Here is an 18017-nt window from a genome sequence, read left to right as displayed (position 1 = left end):
CTCTGGCTGTTAATCATTTATAAAACGCGGGGGGATTTAATTTGCCGGACTTTCAACTGGCTGTTATAGATGTGGACGGAACCCTGATAAACAAACAGGGCAGGATATCCGAGGCGGATAAAAAGGCTATTTCCCAGGCCAGGGAAAAGGGGATTACGGTTGCCCTGTCAACCGGCAGGGTCGTGCCTGCCTGCACTTATCTGCTGAAAGAACTGGGGCTAGACGGGTTTCATATTTTCTGTGACGGGGCGCTGGTGTACAACCCTGATACCGCCCAGACCTGCTATTCCCAGCCCCTTAGCCGTGAGCCCCTCCTTTCGGCTATTGATTTTGTGCGGGAACAAAGTATTTATCTGGAACTTTACACTATATTGGAATACTACGTGGAGTATGAAAACTGGTCTGCCAAAATGCACCGCGAATTTTTCCATATCTCCCCCACGGTTACTGATTTTAAGAAGATAGCCTTGCGGCAGGACGTGCAGAAGATAGAGCTGATGGTGCATAACACTGCGGAACGCAGCGGGGCGGAACTTTTCATGTCCCGTTTTGAAGATGATTTTCATTTCTCCATAGCCCGTGCTCCGGCTTATCCTGAAGTGGAGTTTGTAAATGTGCTTAGCCCGGGTGTTTCAAAGGGGCAGGCGCTTGAGAAAATGGCCGCCCAGATGGGTATTTCACTCAGGAATGTGATTGCTTTCGGGGACGGGAGCAATGATTTGCCGCTCTTCAGGGCGGCCGGTTTCGGGGTGGCAATGGGGAATGCCAGAGCCGAACTGAAGGAAATAGCAGATTACGTTACTCTAGATGTAGAAGAAAGCGGCCTTGCAGCCGCTTTCAGTAAGTTTCTTATTTAGATACAGGATATTTAGAAGGGCAGTATCAGGTTTCCGCCTTTTTCTGCCAGATAGCCCTCGGTTATTTCTTTGGCCATCAGCTTGTCAGTGGCTTCGCCGGTGGTATCTTTAATGCCGTGAAGTTCAGCCGGCAGAAAATCCAGATGCTTAAAAAACTCCGGGTTGCCGTGAGCCAGCAGTGCCCCTGTTTCCTGGGCTTTGCAGTTTTCCAGTATTTTGCGTACCAGCACCAGGGCAATGCCCCGCCTGACGTATTCCGGCATAACTACCAGCGGCATCAGGTACAAAACCGGCAGAGACGCTTCTTCAGACTCTATCTCAGCTTTTATAGCTACTGCCTTGCCCACTATCTTGCCGTCCCATACGGCTACTTCGTTAAATGCGGTCAGGTCTTCTTCTTCCAGTTTTTTAAACAGCACTCCCAGTATGGGGCTATTGGTAGCTTCAGTCAAGGCGGCTACCATTTCGGCATCTTCGGGGGTTTGAGTACGTATTTCCAGCATATAAACCTCTTACCGTTAGATTGAAACCTATTATACCACTATCAGGTAGTTGATTGCCTGCTTGTGGCAACCTTTGTTTAGAGTAGTTCCTTAATAGACAGGGCAAGTGCCTGATTTATACCCTTTACCTGTAAAAGCTCATCAAGGCTGGCCTGACGGATACCTGAAACCGAACCGAATGTTTTGATAAGCAGGCGGCGGCGGCTTGGGCCGATTCCGGGAATCCCGTCCAGTGCCGAAGTCAGCCCTGATTTATGGCGGATATTCAGGTGATACCCCAGCGCAAAGCGGTGGGCTTCGTCTCGCACCCGCTGAAGCAGCTGAAGGGCGGGGGAGTTGGCCATAAGCCTGATGGGTTCGGATTTTCCGGGCAGATAGATTTCTTCAAATTCTTTTGCCAGACCTATTACAGCCTGCCCCTCAAGCCCCAGGGTGTCTAATGTTTCTTTGACCGAGCTTAATTGACCTTTGCCGCCGTCTATCAGCATGAGTGAAGGCCGCCGGGCAAAACTTTCGCCGGCATTGTCTTTGTTTAGCCTGCCGAAGCGGCGGCTGATGACTTCTTTGAGCATGGAAAAATCATCCGCGCCCTTTACGGTCTTAATGCGGAAACGGCGGTAATGAGCTTTCTGGGGTTTGCCGTTTTCAAAAACCACCATGCTGCCTACGGCATTGGTGCCCTGTATATTGGATATATCGTAGCCTTCTATCCGCTGCGGCGGCAGGGGCAGTCCCAGCGCGGTTTGCAGTTCCTCCAGCGCATCTGTCAGGGTAGCGGCGGAAGACAGGTTTTTTATCCGTGCCTGTTTCAGCTGTTCCCTGGCATTTTCGGCTACTATATTTATAAGGTCTTTGGGCTGTCCGCGAAGCCCCGCCGTTATCTGCACTTTGCCACCCCGCCTTTCAGACAGCCACTTTTCCAGTATTTCGCGGTCTGAAAGCGGGTACTGGGTAACTATTTTTGGCGGTATCTGGGTGGAGGAGTGGTAAAACTGTTTTACAAATTCAGAAAGGATATCCCCCGGTTTTTCTTCGCGGGTACCCTGAAGGCTGAAGCTTTCCCGCCCGATAAGTTTGCCCCGCCGGATAAAGAAAACCTGCACCATGGACAGGTCTCCTTCCTGGGCAAAGGCAATGGCGTCCTGTTCGCCGCTTACCCTGGCGGCCAGCTGCTGTCCTTCAATCACCTCTTTTATAGATGATATCTGGTCACGGCGCAGGGCGGCGGTTTCATAATCCAGCCGGGCTGAGGCTTCGTTCATAAGTTTGGCAAGCAGCTTCAGCACCTTATCCTGTTTGCCCTCCAGAAAGAGTATGGCCTGTGAGATAAGGTGGTCATAATCCTGCTTGCTTATTTTGCCGGTGCAGGGCGAAAGGCACTGGTGGATATCGTATTCCAGACAGGGGCGGCTGCGTTTTTCCGGTTCGGTGCGGTTGCAGGAGCGGAAACGGAAAAGCTCTTTTAGCACCTGCAGGGTATGGCGGACGGAACGGGTGCTGGCAAACGGGCCGAAATACCTGCCGCCGTCATCTGCCATACTACGGGTTATATATATACGCGGCCATTTTTCATTTAAAGTTATTTTCAGGTACGGAAAACCCTTATCGTCCTTCAGGCGGACATTGAAATAGGGGCGGTGCCTCTTTATCAGGTTCAGTTCCAGTATCAAAGCTTCCTGTTCAGACCCGGTTATCAGGTATTCTAGTTCGTTTATCTGGCTGACCAGCTGACGGGTTTTGGGTTCAAGGCGGGATGGGGGTACAAAGTACGATTTGACCCTGTCTTTTAAAACAGCTGCTTTGCCTACATAAATGATTTCTCCCTGGGCGTTTTTCATCAGGTAAACGCCGGGGTTTTCGGGTAAACTGGCTATCTGGTTTTGCAGGGTTTCGCTTGGCATAGATAAATTGTAGCAACCGCAGCTCAGGTAAGCAAAGGGGCAGTAAAAAACGATATATTTTTTTCGGAGGGGAAATAAAGCTAAATAATTTTCGGGCGTATTTGACGGCGGCAAAAGTTATGTTACAATACATAAATAAAATTCTAAACGTTTAGCGAGGACTCTGATGCGTGATGATATACAAAGTTTTCTGAACTACCTTATGGTTGAAAAGGGGTTTTCAGAAAATACCACTGAAGCTTACGAGAATGATCTTCGCCAGATGATGACTTTTGCAGATAAAGAAGCCGCCAAGTCCGGCAAGATACCCGGCTGGGAAAACTTTACCCGCCAGACCATGCTGGCCTATATGCTGGACCTTAAGGAACGGAATTACGCCATAACTACCGTAGTCCGCAAGATGGCGGCCGCCAAAAGCTTTTTTAACTTCATGGTTGCCGAGGGCAAGCTAAAAGAAAACCCCACCGAAAATATCAGCACACCCAAAGTGGGCAAGCCGCTGCCTGATGCTATCAGCATAAGCCAGGTCAGGGCTTTACTAAACCAGCCTGTTAAGTCTGGCAGTTCGGAAGCCAAGCGGGATAAGGCCATGCTGGAGCTTTTGTATGCTTCGGGTATGCGGGTTACCGAACTGGTAAACCTGAACGTGCTGGATGTAGACCTGAAAGAAGGTTTTGTGCGCTGTTTCGGCAAGGGGCGCAAAGAGCGGATGATACCCATCTATCCTCAGGCTGCCCAGAGCATACAGGAATATTTAACCGAAATCCGCCCCAATCTGGTGCGGGCTGAAACCGAAAAAGCTCTGTTTTTAAACAGGCGGGGAGACCGCTTAACCCGTCAGGGTTTGTGGCAGATTTTAAAGGGTTATGCCCGTGAAGCCGGTCTGGATGACGTGGTCACCCCCCACACCCTGCGCCACAGTTTTGCCACCCATATGCTTTCCGGCGGGGCAGATTTGCGTTCGGTGCAGGAGCTGCTGGGTCATGCCAATATTTCTACTACCCAGATATATACCCACCTTACTTCCGAGCATATAAAGCGGAGTTATGAAAAAGCCCATCCCCGGGCTAAATAGGCGTTCTAATATACAGGGAGGAACTTTCTAAAAATGTCTAAAAAACGCGGCGTAGGCAAGCTGGCCTATCAAGATAAAAAGAATAAAACCACCCGGCAGCAGCCGGCTTCGGAAACGCCTAAGGCTGAAGCAGCGGGTATAAATAAAACCGAAAGTGCGGCTGCCGCACCAGTGACCCAAACTGCCAGGCGGGCAGTGCCTGTGCTGACTCCTCCTGAAATCGGCTCTGAGCTTAGGCTGGTAGGTGTACTGGCGGTGGTTATTGCAGCTGCCCTTGTAGTGCTTGCGCTGGTAATGTAGCAGCTTTGGCCTGAAAATGGCAGATACCTCATATCCGGACTTTCTGGTTCGGCTACCTGCCTGAAAGGGCAGATACGGGTTTATTTAATCTCAAAAGCATGGTATAGGGTATTATGGACTATAAAAAGTGGCTTATTCTGGCGGCATCTATATTTACTGCCGGCATAATTACCGGGTTTTTTGCCCCGGCAGACCTGATTGAAGGCCAGCTGTCCGGGCTTGAGGAAACGGCTAATGCTTTAGAGGGGTTTTCCAGTCTGGGTGTTTTTCTGGCGATACTTCTTAAGAATGCACTTGTCTTCATGATGGCCTTCGCCTTTGCCCCTGTCCTGCTTATATATCCTGTGGTCACTCTGTTTTTAAACGGCTGGATACTTTCGGCGGTGGGAGTTCTCTTTGCCAGAGAAGAGTCCCTGCTGGCGGTAATAGCCGGTATTATTCCCCATGGTATTTTTGAGCTGAGTGCCTTTGTGATAGCCCAGGCGGCCGCTCTCAGTTTCGGTGCTATGGCTATCAGTTCGGTATTCAGCCGGGATGCCCGTTCACAGCTTGGTGCTAATTTCCGCCAGAATCTGCGTTACCTGGGTCTGGGTATGGCTCTGCTGATACCGGCGGCGGCTATTGAGACCTTTGTCACCCCGTTTTTACTCGAAAAAACACTTGGTATCTGACTTTAAAAATTTTCTTAAAACCTTGTTTACCGATATTTGTATGTTATAATTACTTAATTTTTATCGGTAGGTGAACTATATGACAAGTGTCAATCCGGGAAAGATACGGAATGTAGCCCTACTATCACACAGCGGTGCAGGCAAGACTTCTTTGTCAGAGGCTATGCTCTACAGCGCCGGGATACTGGGCAGGATGGGAAAGGTAGACGAAGGTACAACCGCCTCAGATTATGACCCAGACGAAATAAAAAAGAAAATAAGCATAAACCTGACCCCCATACCTCTGGTATGGAAAGACTTTAAAATAAATGCAGTGGACACTCCGGGATACGCAGATTTTGCGGGAGAGGTACTAGCTGCCTTAAGGGTTTGCGAAGCGGCCGTGATAGTGGCTGCGGCGTCCTCAGGGGTGGAAGTAGGTACAGAACAGTCATGGAAGTATTGCGAGGCACAAAAAATGCCTCGCTTTATTTTTATCAACAAAATGGACCGCGAGAATGTCAGTTTCCAGCGGGTGATGGACAGTTTGCACAGCCATTTCGGCAACCGCTGCGTAGCCGTTCAGCTGCCCATAGGTTCATTTAAAGACTTTAAGGGTATAGTAGATTTGGTTAACCTTAAGGCTTATGCCGGTACGCCCTCGGCGGAAATAACGGTGCCTGAAGAACTGAAAGCCGAAATAGATACCCTGCGGGATAAACTGCTGGAGAGCGTGGCTGAAACAGATGACAGCCTGATAGAAAAATACCTGGGCGGAGAAGAGATAAGTCAGGATGAGCTGGTAACTGCCCTCAATAAGGCCATACTGGAGGGTAAGCTGGCACCGGTGCTGTGCGGCTCTGCCCTGGCAAACACTGCCATAGACCTGTTATGTGATGACATCTGCAAATATTTACCCAGCCCGCTTGAGCGTCTTTGCCAGACAGCCGAGGGTGAGGATATAAAAGTGGATGCCGAAGCTCCCCTTTCGGTGCTGGTTTACAAAACCTCGGCTGACCCGTATGTGGGCAAACTGACTTATCTCAGGGTGATTACCGGTGTTTTGCATTCAAATTCGCAGGTTTGGAATATAAATAAAAATGCCCCCGAAAGGGTGGGGCAGCTGTTTTCACTTAGGGGTAAAACTCAGGAAACGCTAAATGAGATAGGCCCCGGCGATATGGGGGCGGTAGCCAAACTGACGGTAACCGCTACCGGGGATACTCTGGGTGTTCAGGGACATACTGCCCTGCTTTGCGGCTTTGAAATGCCCTTGCCCAGCTACAAGGTGGCTGTTTTTCCCAAGAGCAAGGCTGACGTGGATAAACTGGGCAATGCTCTGGCCAGGCTCAGCGAAGAAGATTTGACCCTGCATGTGCATCGGGATGCGGATACCGGCGAGACTATTGCCGCCGGTTTGGGTGAGGCCCAGCTGGAAGTGATGGCGGAACGGATGGGGCGCAAGTTTGGGGTGGCGGTTGATTTGGCTGCTCCCCGCGTGCCTTACCGTGAGACTATACTGGGTGCAGCCGGTGCGGATTACAAACATAAAAAACAGAGCGGCGGTCATGGCCAGTACGGGCATGTAGTTATCAAAGTAGAGCCGGGCAGCGGGATTGAGTTTGTAGATGCGGTGGTAGGCGGCTCTGTACCCCGCAACTTTATTCCGGCAGTTGAAAAGGGTATCCGTGAAGCCGCCCATGAAGGCCCGATGGCAGGTTATCCGCTGGTAGATGTGAAAGTAACGCTGGTGGATGGCAGTTCACACCCGGTGGACTCCTCTGAAATGGCTTTCAAGATTGCGGCCGCAGGGGCGCTGAAGAAAGGGCTGTCAGAGGCTCAGCCTGTCCTCCTTGAGCCCATTGAAAACATGCGGATTATCGTTCCCAAAGACTATATGGGGGCGGTTATAGGTGACCTGAATACCAAGCGGGCTCAGGTGCAGGGTATGGACACCGAGGGTGATGAAAGCGTAGTTATTGCCCAGGCACCGCTAGGTGAAGTCCAGCACTATGCCATAGACTTAAAATCCATCACCCAGGGACGCGGGCATTTCAAGATGGATTTTGCCCATTACCAGCAGGTGCCAGCTCATATTGCCCAGAAACTGGTGGCTGACAGGCAGGTACAGCTGGAAGCAGAAAAAGTTTAGTTTATCAGGGCTAGGTGCTTTTTCAAGGGGGGCGAAAGCCCCTCTTTTTATTTAGCGGAATATGTTAGAAGTACAGTTTTCAGGCGGGCAGGGTTATACCGGCTACTCTGGGTATGCCGGCATAATCAGGGCTTATTTCAACTGCCGCTTGAGGCAGGTACTCTTTTATATAGTTGGCAAGTACTTCTGACTGGTGTATGCCTATTTCCAGCAGGGCTGTGCCGCCGGGGCGAAGTTTCCCGGGTAAAACAGGTATCAAGCGGCGGTATATATCCAACCCGTCTGCCCCACCGTCCAGGGCTGAGACAGGTTCGCCCTTAAGCAGCCCGGCTTCGGCGGTGGGTACATAGGGCAGGTTTGCCATTAGTATATCTACCATTTCGGGCAGGCTTTCCAGCAGGTCTCCCCGGTAAAACATGAGGCGCTTTTCCAGCCGGTATTCAGCGGCGTTATTCCGGGCTACTTCCAGAGCCTCTGCGGATATGTCAGTGGCATATACATAAGCATCTTTCAGCTCCAGTGCCAGCGTTATGGCAATAGCCCCGCTGCCTGTGCCGATATCTGCAATATAGGGGCTTTCATAACTGCGGGCAATCCGAAGGGCTTTTTCTATAAGGTGTTCGGTTTCAGGCCTGGGTATCAGCACCCGTTTATCCACCTGAAAGGCGCGGCCGTAAAACTCTTTTGCACCTGTGATATAGGCACTGGGCTCACCCTCAAGGCGGCGCTTCAGGGTTTGGAAATAAGCGGCTTCTTTATCAGGGTGTAGTTCCCGTTCCAGTTCCAGATGAAGCTGCACCCGGCTGATGCCCAGAGTATGCCGCAGGAGAATTTCAGCTTCCAGACGGGCTTCTTCCAGCCCACTGTCCTCAAGGAGACCGGCGGCTTTCTGCCATGCCTCCCGGTATTTCATTAATCTTCGCCCTTTAGAAGTTCGGTCTGTTCGTGAGTAGCCAAAGTATCAATAATTTCGTCTAAATATCCTTCCAGTATGTGGGGCAGGTTATGGGCAGTAAGCCCTATCCGGTGGTCTGTCAGGCGGTCCTGGGGGAAATTGTAAGTGCGTATTTTTTCACTGCGGTCTGCCTGTCCCACCTGGGCGCGGCGGCTTTCAGTGCGTTCTTCGTCCACCTTGCTTTGTTCCAGTTCCATCAGTCTGGCACGCAGCACCGCAAAGGCCTTGTTCTTGTTTTTCAGCTGTGAGCGTTCGTCCTGACAGCAGACAACCAAGCCCGTGGGTATATGGGTCAGGCGGATGGCAGTAGCCACTTTCTGGACGTTCTGTCCGCCGGCGCCGCTGGAATGAAATATATCCACCCTTACATCGTCCATATTTATATCTATGTCTACTTCCTCTACCTGGGGGAGGACGGCGACAGTGGCGGTAGAGGTATGGATACGGCCGGAAGCCTCGGTCTGGGGGACACGCTGTACCCGGTGGACACCCCGTTCATACTTCAAGCGGCTGAAAGCCCCTTTGCCGTTTACCTCAAAGACTACTTCTTTGATAATGCCGGCTACGTTGCCGTTTATGTCAATGACTTCGGTTTTCCAGTTTTTCAGCAGGGCATAGCGGGTATACATCTTATACAGGTCTGCGGCAAACAGCCCGGCTTCGTCACCGCCTGTGCCTGCCCGTATTTCCATGATAATGCTTTTGTCATCATTGGGGTCTTTGGGCAAAAGCTCAAGGGTCATCTGGGTGTAGAGGTCTGCCATAGATTTTTCAAGGCTGGCAATCTCACCGCGTACCATGTCCTTCATGTCTTCGTCTTTTTCAATCTCAAGCAGGTTTTTGGTATCTTCAAGCTCTTTGGATATGGCTTTATAGCGGCGGTACATTTCCACTTTGGTCTGCAAATCAGCCCGCTCCTGGGCCAGAGTACGCACCAGCCGGGCATCATTTATAACTTCCGGTTTGCTTATTTCCTCTTCAATTTCCCGGAAGCGTTTTTCGCAGTTTTCTAATCTTTCAAGCATTGTCCCAAACCCTTATTTCTTTGATGACAGTTAAAATATTAGCCTATAGCCAAAAATTTTACAAAAGAGAGCGGGTACAGCCGAAACTGTACCCGCCGGATTGCCCTCTAAGACCGTATGCTAGTGTTTGTGGTGTTTGCGTGCCGCCAGCAGTTCGTCAAAAGCTGCTCTGGCCTCGTTTACCGAAGTTTCGTCATCAAGGGTAGTGGTATCACCAATGGGTACTTCGTTGGCAACGGCCTTCAGCAGGCGGCGCATAATCTTGCCCGAACGGGTTTTGGGCAGTTTTTCCACGAAGATAATCTCCTCCGGGGTGGCAATAGTGCCGATGGCGGTGCGGAGGTGGTGGGTAAGCTCTCTCTTTACATCTGCTGAGGCTTCCACATCTTTCTTCAGGGTAACAAAAACCACAATGGCTTCACCCTTCACTTCGTCAGGGCGGGAAGCCACTGCCGCTTCGGCTACTGAGCTGTGGCCTACCAAAGCATGTTCCAGTTCGGCGGTGCTTATGCGGTGACCGGCCACCTTGATAACTTCGTCAGCCCGTCCCAGCAGCCACAGATAGCCGTCTGAGTCCTTCATGGAGAAGTCACCCGGGCAGTACCAGCCGGGGAAACGGCTCCAGTAGGTCTTTTTATAAAGTTCATCCCCGTTATATATGCCCAGCATTATGCCCGGCCAGGGTTTGCGGATGGCAATAAACCCGATTTCATTAGCCGGCAGTTCCTTGCCTTCGGCATCTACCACTACCGGGTCAACACCCGGCAAGGGCAGAGTGGCTGAACCCGGTTTGAGCGGGAATGATTGGATGCCGGGGCAGGGGGTAATCATAAAACCGCCTGTTTCGGTCTGCCACCAGGTATCGGAAATGGGGCAGTTCTCATGGCCTATATTCTTGTAATACCATTCCCAGGCCTCCGGGTTGATGGGTTCGCCCACGCTTCCCAGCATTTCCAGAGTGCCAAGGTTGTGCTTGGCGGGCAGTTCCTCACCGTGGCGCATAAACATGCGGATGGCGGTAGGCGAGGTATAGAATATGCTTACCCCGTATTTATCAATAATTTCCCACCAGCGGTCTACCGAAGGATAATCCGGTGCTCCCTCGTAAATAACCTGGGTAAGACCCAGAGCCAGCGGGGCGTAGACTACGTAAGTGTGGCCGGTAATCCAGCCTACGTCTGCCGTACACCAGAAGACTGATTCGTCAGTGGGTTTGAAAGCCCATTTAAGGGTATTGCAAGCCCAGACACCGTAACCGCCGGTGCCGTGCAGAATACCTTTCGGTTTGCCGGTAGTGCCGGAGGTGTACAGGATAAAAAGCGGGTCAGTGGAATCCATAGCTTCAGGGGCTACGTATTTGTCGGCATCTTTCAGCATATCATGAGCCCAGACGTCTCTGGCGGGGTCCATGACTACCTCATAGCCGGTGTATTTGATAACCAGCACGTGTTCCACACTGGGGGTGGATTTTACGGCCTCGTCCACTATTTCTTTAAGGGGCAGTATCTTGCCGCGGCGGTGGCCTCCGCTGGCGGTCACAACCATTTTAGAGCCGGAATCATTTACCCTGTCTGCAATAGACTGGGAAGAAAAGCCGGAGAAGATTACGTTATGGATTGCCCCGACCCGGTTGCAGGCCAGCAGGATATATACCATTTCGGGTATCATGGGCAGGTAGACAGTTACCCTGTCTCCCTTGCCTATGCCCAGCTTTTTCAGGACAGACGCATAGCGGTTTACGTTTTCATAAAGATCAGAATAGCTTATGGTTTGGGTATCTCCGTTTTCGCCTTCCCAGTATATGGCCACCTTGCTTTTACGCCAGCTTTTGGCATGGCGGTCTACGCACTGGTAAGACATATTCAGCTTGCCGCCTACAAACCAGCGGGCATAAGGCGGATTCCAGTCCAGTACTTTTTCCCATGGTTTTTCCCATGAAAGCACGTCTGAATGTTTAGCCCAGAAACCCTCGGAGTCAGTAAGGGCACTGTTGTAGAGGTCCTGGTATCTTTTTAATGGCCAGAAATAAGTTTTGGTAGGCAGATTCTGGGTTTCAAACTTCTTTTCTTCGGTACTCATGTCTTTTCCTCCTCTTGTATCTGATTAGATCATAAGGATACCCGGGCTGATTTTGCTGCCGGGTTCCGGCGCGCAACCGCATTCGGCGGTCACATTGTCTCCCAACACCACATTCTCATATTTGCCGCCTGCCTTCAGGTGGCAATGATTGGCAATGATGGACGAAACAACTTTGCATTCGGCTCCTATGGTCACATTTTGCCAGATAACAGATTCGGTAAGGGTAGCCTCATCTTCAATCCGGCATTCCGCGCCGATAACTACTGGCCCTGCAATACAGGCATTTGCGCCTATAATGCAGTTTTCTCCCACCAGTACCGGCCCGCTGATTCGGGCTGTGGGGTGAAGCTGGCAACCGCGGCCAATGACTATCTCATTACCCCGGCTGAAACCAAAATCTCCGCCCTCGCCGCAGAGTAAATCCCTGTTTAGCTGGGAGTATTTTTCGGGGCTGCCAATGTCTATCCAGTACGCACTGGACGGGTAGGCATAAACCGCCTGACATTCATTCAGCAGGCGGGGGAAAAGCTGTCTTTCAAAGCTGTGGTTTTCACCCGCAGGTATGTATTTGAGTACTTCGGGCTCAATGATATACGTGCCGGCATTTATCATGTTGGTTGTTATCTGGGCGGGTGAAGGCTTTTCCAGAAAGCGGCTTACCCTGCCGCCGTCTGCGGTTTCAACCAGCCCGTATTTGGTGGGGTCATCTACCGGTGTCAGGGCTATGCTGACCAGCGCTTTTTTATCCCGGTGGGCGCGCAGCATGGCAGACAAATCCAGATGGGTAAATATATCCCCGTTCAAAGTAATGAAAGTGTCATCAAGGTAGCGTTCGGCATTTTTGATAGCCCCGGCTGTGCCTAAAGCCTCGTGTTCAACCGAATATACCAGGTTTACACCCAGGCTTTGGCCATTGCCGAAATACTGCTCAATGGGGGCGGCCAGATGCCCCTGGGTAAGGATAATATCTTTGATGCCGCAGGAAGACAGGTAACGCAAAACATGGCTTAAGAAAGGTACGTTAAGTACCGGAACCATGGATTTGGGCGTGTTTATACTTAGCGGCCGAAGCCTTGTGCCCTGCCCGCCGACCAGAATAATAGCTTTCATAGGTTCTTGTTCTCTTCTGAGCAAATTCTACAAGCTAAGAGGGATAGGGTACAGGAAAATGAATCACAGACGGATAAGTATATATTAGCAATGAGGACTTATCTTAATATATTCGGGGCGGTTAAATCAAGTTTAACCAAAACTGATGCGTTGCGTTATATATTGGTAGAATCTATAATTATGTGACTTTCTTTCCGCAGAGGTTTAAGACATTGGCGGGGAAGGGATTTATGGACAACAAACTACCCTTTTTATAATGGGGGTTGTTTTAAGTACCAGGATAATATTAGGGGGATAAACAAAATTGGCCAAGAAACCGCAACAACCCGTAAAACGGCATTACAGTAAACATCAGGTAGCAAAATTTGAATCCCAGAAGAAACGCCAGAGGATAATCTTTGCCACCGGGCTTTCGGTGATAGGTATCGTTCTGGTCCTGGTGGGAATGGGCGTATACAAGGGCTGGTATGTAGACCAGTATAAACCCATGCATACGGTCGTACTGACGGTGGGTGACACTAAATACAACGTATCTTATTTCGTAGATGCCCTCAAGCATTTTACCGGCGGTGATTCCACTTATGCTTACTACTTTATAGATGCAGTAGCCGAAAGAATCCAGCTGAACCAGCTTATTGTGGAAAAAGCTGCCGAAATGGGTTACACCGTATCCGAAGATGAAATAGATGCCTCCATAGAGGAAAACAGTCTGGATGATGTGCCCGCCGTGAGGGATATTGTCCGGGCAAGCCTGCTGATTAGCACCCTGAAGACCGAGTATTTTGACCCGCAGGTGCCCCAGAATGCCGAACAGCGTGAAGCTCTGGCCATGCTGCTTGAAAGCGAAAGCGCCGCCAGTGAAGTACTGGCAGGTATAACCACTGATGAAGAGTTTGCCGCTAAGGCCGCCGAATTGTCTTTGGAATCTAATACCAAAACTGACGAGGGTACTATAGATTTCAGGCCTGCCAATACTATTTCATCGCTTTATGGCTCAGAGATACTGGAACAGTACATTTTCTCTACCGATAGCTATGACTATACCCTTTTACAGGATGCTGACGTAAGCAAGCAAAGGGCTTACTGGCTGATAGAAGTGCTGGAACGCAACGCTGACTCCGGGCAGATTCATGCATTGGGTATGCTCCTGCCTTCCCAGGAGGTAGCGCTTGAGGTTAAGGCCAAACTGGAGGCCGGTGAGGACTGGGGGGATTTGGCAGTTGAGTATTCACAGCTGGCCAATGTTGAGGATAACCGGGGGGATATGGACTGGATATCCTCAACAAGCGTACCTGAGAATGTGGCTGATATTATATTTGCCGATGACGCAGAACTGAATACCGTTCTTGACCCTATACAGGATGATACCAATACTACCCGCGGCGGGTGCTGGATAGTCCGGCTGAAGAGTGTTGACGAAAACCGTGAGCTTAGCGAAGATGACCGCACTCTTCTTATAAATGATAAAGTAGATGAGTGGACGACTGACCTTAAGAATGCCAATCTGGATAGATTGACCAATACTTTCAGTGATGACCTTATCACTTTTGCCATAGACCAGCTGGACTAACGGGATAAAGGACAATTTCAATGGAAAAAGAGTATATAGGGGTAGGAGTAATAGGTCTGGGAGTAGTAGCCGGACAGGTGTCCAAAGTGCTCCATGAGAGGGAGGAATTCCTTTCTGCCCAGCTGGGCTTCCCCCTGAAACTGAAAAAGGTAAAGGTTCTCCCTCAGGATATGAGCCGCCCCCTGGCAAAGCTTTTGCCCGAAGGGGTGCTGACTACTGATGAAGATGACTTTTTTAATACCCCCGGTCTGGATATTGTGGTTGAGGCTATCGGCGGGGAATACCCCGCTTTCAACCTGCTTTCCCGCGGGCTGAAAATGGGTAAATGCGTGGTTACTTCCAATAAAGAGGTTATTGCCAAGCATGCTCCGGAACTGGTCAAACTGGCCAGGGAAAATAATACCGGCCTGCGCTGCGAAGCCAGCGTGGGCGGGGGAATACCGCTTATCTCGCCTTTTCAGTATGATTTAGCCGCCAACCATATAAACGGCATTTATGCCATTATCAACGGGACTACCAACTATATCCTGACCCGTATGGCCAAAGAAGGGCTGGACTTTGAGACTGCCCTGAAACAGGCCCAGTCTCTGGGTTATGCCGAAGCCAACCCGTCTAATGACATAGAAGGCACGGATGCTGTTTATAAACTGGCCATTATGGCTTCCATAAACTTTCAGTGTAAGGTTAAACCGGAAGATATTTACCGTGAAGGTATTTCCCGCCTGACCAGCCGTGATTTCTGCTATGCGGATGAGCTTGGGTTTAACATAAAACTGCTGGCTATAACAAAACCCGGCAACGGTCAGATAGAAGCCAGGGTTCACCCGGTCTTTTTGCCCAAGGATGAATGGCTGGCCAAGGTGGACGGGGTTTTCAATGCCGTATTGGTAGAGGGTGATTTAGTCGGGCCGGTGCTCTTTCAGGGCCAGGGGGCAGGTGCTTCGGCCACTTCCAGTGCGGTGGTGGCGGATGTGCTGGCGGCGGCGCAGGATATCCACCTGGGGGTGGGTAACCGGATGCGCTGGAATATGGACAAACCTCTGGGCGTAAAACCCATGAGCGATATTCTCACCCGTTATTACCTGCGGATGACAGTGACCGATTCACCGGGTGTGCTGGCCCTTATTGCCAGAGTACTGGGTGACCATAATATCAGCATTTCGTCGGTAATCCAGAAAGAAACAGACGAAGAAAACCTGACTGCCGAGATAGTTATCATGACCCACCCCGCCAAAGAAGCCTTTGTCCAGCAGGCGCTGGTGGAGCTGGGCGGGCTGGATAAAGTAAAGGATATAAATAATTTTGTTCGGGTAGGTATTTAGGAGAATATATGAAACAGGGTGTCATTGAGCATTACCGGAAATATCTGCCGGTTACAGATAAAACCCCCCCGCTTACGCTGGGTGAGGGTGATACGCCTCTGGTGCGTTGCCCAAAGCTGGAAAAGGAACTGGGGATAGCTGAGCTTTATTTTAAGCTGGAAGGCTGCAATCCCACCGGCTCTTTCAAGGACCGGGGCATGGTCATGGCGGTTGCCAAGGCTATTGAAGATGGTTTTAAAGCGGTGGTTTGTGCTTCCACCGGCAATACCAGCGCTTCGGCTACCGCCTATGCGGCTGCCAGCGGGCTTGAGTCCATTATAATTATCCCGTCCGGCAAAATAGCCCTGGGCAAACTGGCTCAGGCAATTGTTTACGGGGCAAAAATCATTCAGATTAAAGGCAACTTTGACCAAGCCTTGCAGATAGTCTTCAAACTGACTGAGAAGCACAAAGTGGCGCTGGTTAACTCGGTTAATCCATACCGTATAGAAGGCCAGAAAACATCTGCTTTTGAGATTGTAGACGCTCTGGGCAAAGCGCCTGACTTTTTGTTTATACCGGTGGGCAATGCCGGCAATATTACTGCCTATTGGAAGGGTTTTAAAGAATATCACCAGCTGGGTAAAGCCGCTTCCCTGCCCAAAATGATGGGTTTTCAGGCCGAAGGGGCCGCCCCCATTGTCCGCGGCCATGCTATTGCCGAGCCTGAAACACTGGCCACCGCTATCCGCATAGGTAACCCTGCTTCCTGGAAAAAAGCCGAGGAAGCCAGAGACCAGTCAGGCGGGATTATAGACATGGTTTCAGATGCCGAAATAATGGCCGCTTATCACAAAATGGCATCAGCCGGCATTTTCGGTGAGCCGGCCTCGGCCGCACCCTTGGCTGGGCTGATAAAACGTATTAAGGGCGGGCAGGATTTTTCCTCAAGCCAGGTTGTATGTGTGGTTACCGGAAACGGCCTTAAGGACAGCAATATTGCCATAAAAGGGGCGGGCGGTTTTTCCGAAACCGAAGCCAGCCTTGGGGCAGTTGAAAAAGTACTGGGCTGGTAGGTTTCCGGCTTAATAATTCTGGAGAACTGATAAATGTTTGACGAACAGGCAATAAAACAGTCGGTGCAAAACATGCTCTTAGCTATTGGCGAAGACCCTGAGCGGGAAGGGCTTAAGGAAACTCCCAGACGGGTAGCCCAGATGTATGCCGAACTGTTTTCGGGTATGAACCAGGACCCGGCCGAAGTCTTGCGGGTAGGCTACGAACTGGGCCACCGTGAAATGGTGATTATAAAAGATATACCCTTTTACTCTATGTGTGAGCATCACCTGCTGCCCTTTTCAGGGGTGGTTCATATAGGATACATACCCAATATTGACGGGCGGGTAGTGGGTATAAGCAAACTGGCCAGAGTAGTGGAAATTTATGCCAAACGCCCCCAGATACAGGAACGCATGGCCACCCAGATTGCAGATGCCATTATAGACGGGCTGAAGTGTGACGGGGTGGCGGTGGTAATAGAGGCTGAGCACATGTGCATGGTGATGCGGGGTATCAAAAAACCCGGCAGCCGGGTGATAACCTCGGCACTGCGGGGCAGTTTCCATAAGTCACCCGCTGCCAGAGCAGAGTTTCTTTCACTTATCCAGCAAAAGCACTAGGGTTGTTGCTCAATGTTAAAAAAGGGGCTTTAAAGCCCCTTTTTATTTATCAGGTAATCAGTGACGGTGTTATATTTTTACTTCGTCCCAGTGGATATCCCGTATATCAAATACCGGCCCGTCATGGCAGACAGTTTTCATGCCTTTGATTGTTTTTACGGCACAGCCGTAGCAGATACCCAGACCGCAGGCCATGCGTACTTCTAGGGAAACCTGTATGTCCTTGCCTGACAGCTGGGGTTCTTTTGCCAGAGCCTTAAGCATGGGCATAGGCCCGCAGGCTATTATCTGGTCTGCATCCGGCAGAAACTCCGCCAGATGGTGGGTAATAAGCCCTTTTTTGCCTATAGCCCCATTTTCAGTGGTGACATGGCAGCTGGCGTCTTCCGGCAGCAAGTGGGAAGGGCAGACCTGAAGCTCGGTTCTGGCACCCTGTATCAGGCTGACCCGCTTGCCTTGTTTTAAAGCTTCGTCTGCCAGAAAACGGAGCGGGGCGATACCCAGCCCGCCCCCCAGGAGCAGCAGGTGACGGCTGTCCTCATTTACCCGAAAGCCGTTGCCCAACGGGCCAAGCACCGAAAGGCTGTCTCCTGTTTGAAGTTTGCTGAGCCAGTCTGTGCCTTTTCCCACCACGGCATACATCAGGGCGATAAGCCCGTTTTCCCGGTGGCACTGGTGGATGGAAATAGGCCGCCTCAGCAGGTTTTCACCGCCGCAGGACAGCATGACAAACTGCCCCGGACGGGCAGAAGCCGCTATTTCGGGTGCTTCAAGCCACATCAGGCAGATGCCGGGCATGACCTCTTCGTTTTCAATTACACTGGCTGAAAGCTGGTTTAGCTGGGTAGTTGTCACAATAC

Annotated in this window: 16 protein-coding genes; 9 read left to right on the top strand and 7 right to left on the bottom strand. The window is 50.8% G+C overall.

Annotation, left to right across the window (positions count from 1 at the left end):
* Positions 1-41: 41 nt before the first annotated feature.
* Complete coding sequence (locus DET_RS06280) at positions 42-857, top strand: Cof-type HAD-IIB family hydrolase (RefSeq protein WP_010936908.1); 816 nt, start codon at positions 42-44, stop codon at positions 855-857.
* Between the two features lie 11 nt (positions 858-868).
* On the opposite strand, the gene DET_RS06275 is transcribed toward DET_RS06280, so the two are convergent.
* The gene (locus DET_RS06275) at positions 869-1360 is read right to left on the bottom strand and encodes a GNAT family N-acetyltransferase (protein WP_010936907.1); all 492 of its coding nucleotides are present in this window, start codon (positions 1358-1360) and stop codon (positions 869-871) included.
* A gap of 77 nt (positions 1361-1437) precedes the next feature.
* The gene (gene uvrC / locus DET_RS06270) at positions 1438-3261 is read right to left on the bottom strand and encodes an excinuclease ABC subunit UvrC (RefSeq protein WP_010936906.1); all 1824 of its coding nucleotides are present in this window, start codon (positions 3259-3261) and stop codon (positions 1438-1440) included.
* Between the two features lie 166 nt (positions 3262-3427).
* Here uvrC and xerD point away from each other — a divergent pair, with 166 nt between their 5' ends.
* The 4 genes from xerD to fusA all read left to right on the top strand — a co-directional run bounded on the left by xerD (position 3428) and on the right by fusA (position 7438).
* Positions 3428-4336 (top strand): site-specific tyrosine recombinase XerD, encoded by a 909-nt coding sequence (gene xerD, locus DET_RS06265; RefSeq protein WP_010936905.1) that lies wholly within the window; start codon positions 3428-3430, stop codon positions 4334-4336.
* Positions 4337-4369: 33 nt separating this feature from the next.
* On the top strand, positions 4370-4636 hold the full coding sequence (locus tag DET_RS06260; RefSeq protein WP_010936904.1) for a hypothetical protein: 267 nt from the start codon (positions 4370-4372) through the stop codon (positions 4634-4636).
* A 113-nt stretch (positions 4637-4749) separates the two neighbouring features.
* Positions 4750-5307, top strand: coding sequence for a stage II sporulation protein M (locus DET_RS06255; RefSeq protein ID WP_010936903.1), 558 nt, complete (start codon positions 4750-4752; stop codon positions 5305-5307).
* 79 nt (positions 5308-5386) lie between these two features.
* Positions 5387-7438, top strand: a complete 2052-nt coding sequence (gene fusA / locus DET_RS06250) for an elongation factor G (RefSeq protein ID WP_041223391.1) — start codon at positions 5387-5389, stop codon at positions 7436-7438.
* Between the two features lie 79 nt (positions 7439-7517).
* Here fusA and prmC read toward each other — a convergent pair whose 3' ends face one another.
* From prmC to DET_RS06230, 4 genes are all read right to left on the bottom strand, one after another.
* Complete coding sequence (gene prmC / locus DET_RS06245) at positions 7518-8351, bottom strand: peptide chain release factor N(5)-glutamine methyltransferase (RefSeq protein ID WP_010936901.1); 834 nt, start codon at positions 8349-8351, stop codon at positions 7518-7520.
* Complete coding sequence (prfA, locus tag DET_RS06240; protein WP_010936900.1) at positions 8351-9418, bottom strand: peptide chain release factor 1; 1068 nt, start codon at positions 9416-9418, stop codon at positions 8351-8353. The genes prmC and prfA overlap by 1 nt, the downstream gene beginning before the upstream one ends.
* Positions 9419-9538: 120 nt before the next feature.
* A complete protein-coding gene (acs, locus tag DET_RS06235) occupies positions 9539-11497 on the bottom strand; it encodes an acetate--CoA ligase (protein ID WP_010936899.1) in 1959 nt (652 codons plus the stop codon).
* Between the two features lie 24 nt (positions 11498-11521).
* Positions 11522-12607, bottom strand: a complete 1086-nt coding sequence (locus tag DET_RS06230; RefSeq protein WP_010936898.1) for a nucleotidyltransferase family protein — start codon at positions 12605-12607, stop codon at positions 11522-11524.
* 304 nt (positions 12608-12911) lie between these two features.
* Here DET_RS06230 and DET_RS06225 point away from each other — a divergent pair, with 304 nt between their 5' ends.
* The 4 genes from DET_RS06225 to folE are packed head-to-tail and all read left to right on the top strand — an operon-like array spanning position 12912 to position 17157.
* Complete coding sequence (locus DET_RS06225) at positions 12912-14177, top strand: peptidylprolyl isomerase (protein ID WP_010936897.1); 1266 nt, start codon at positions 12912-12914, stop codon at positions 14175-14177.
* Between the two features lie 20 nt (positions 14178-14197).
* On the top strand, positions 14198-15499 hold the full coding sequence (locus DET_RS06220; RefSeq protein WP_010936896.1) for a homoserine dehydrogenase: 1302 nt from the start codon (positions 14198-14200) through the stop codon (positions 15497-15499).
* Between the two features lie 8 nt (positions 15500-15507).
* On the top strand, positions 15508-16554 hold the full coding sequence (gene thrC, locus DET_RS06215) for a threonine synthase (RefSeq protein ID WP_010936895.1): 1047 nt from the start codon (positions 15508-15510) through the stop codon (positions 16552-16554).
* Positions 16555-16587: 33 nt separating this feature from the next.
* Positions 16588-17157: a GTP cyclohydrolase I FolE gene (gene folE, locus DET_RS06210; RefSeq protein WP_010936894.1), complete on the top strand. Its 570-nt coding sequence runs from the start codon at positions 16588-16590 to the stop codon at positions 17155-17157.
* 69 nt (positions 17158-17226) lie between these two features.
* On the opposite strand, the gene DET_RS06205 is transcribed toward folE, so the two are convergent.
* Positions 17227-18012, bottom strand: coding sequence for a dihydroorotate dehydrogenase electron transfer subunit (locus DET_RS06205; RefSeq protein WP_010936893.1), 786 nt, complete (start codon positions 18010-18012; stop codon positions 17227-17229).
* Positions 18013-18017 lie beyond the last annotated feature (5 nt).

The organism is Dehalococcoides mccartyi 195, from assembly GCF_000011905.1.
Taxonomy (GTDB): Bacteria; Chloroflexota; Dehalococcoidia; order Dehalococcoidales; family Dehalococcoidaceae; genus Dehalococcoides; species Dehalococcoides mccartyi.
Note: the sequence above shows the minus strand (reverse complement) of the source record. Positions and strands in the feature narration are given on the sequence as shown.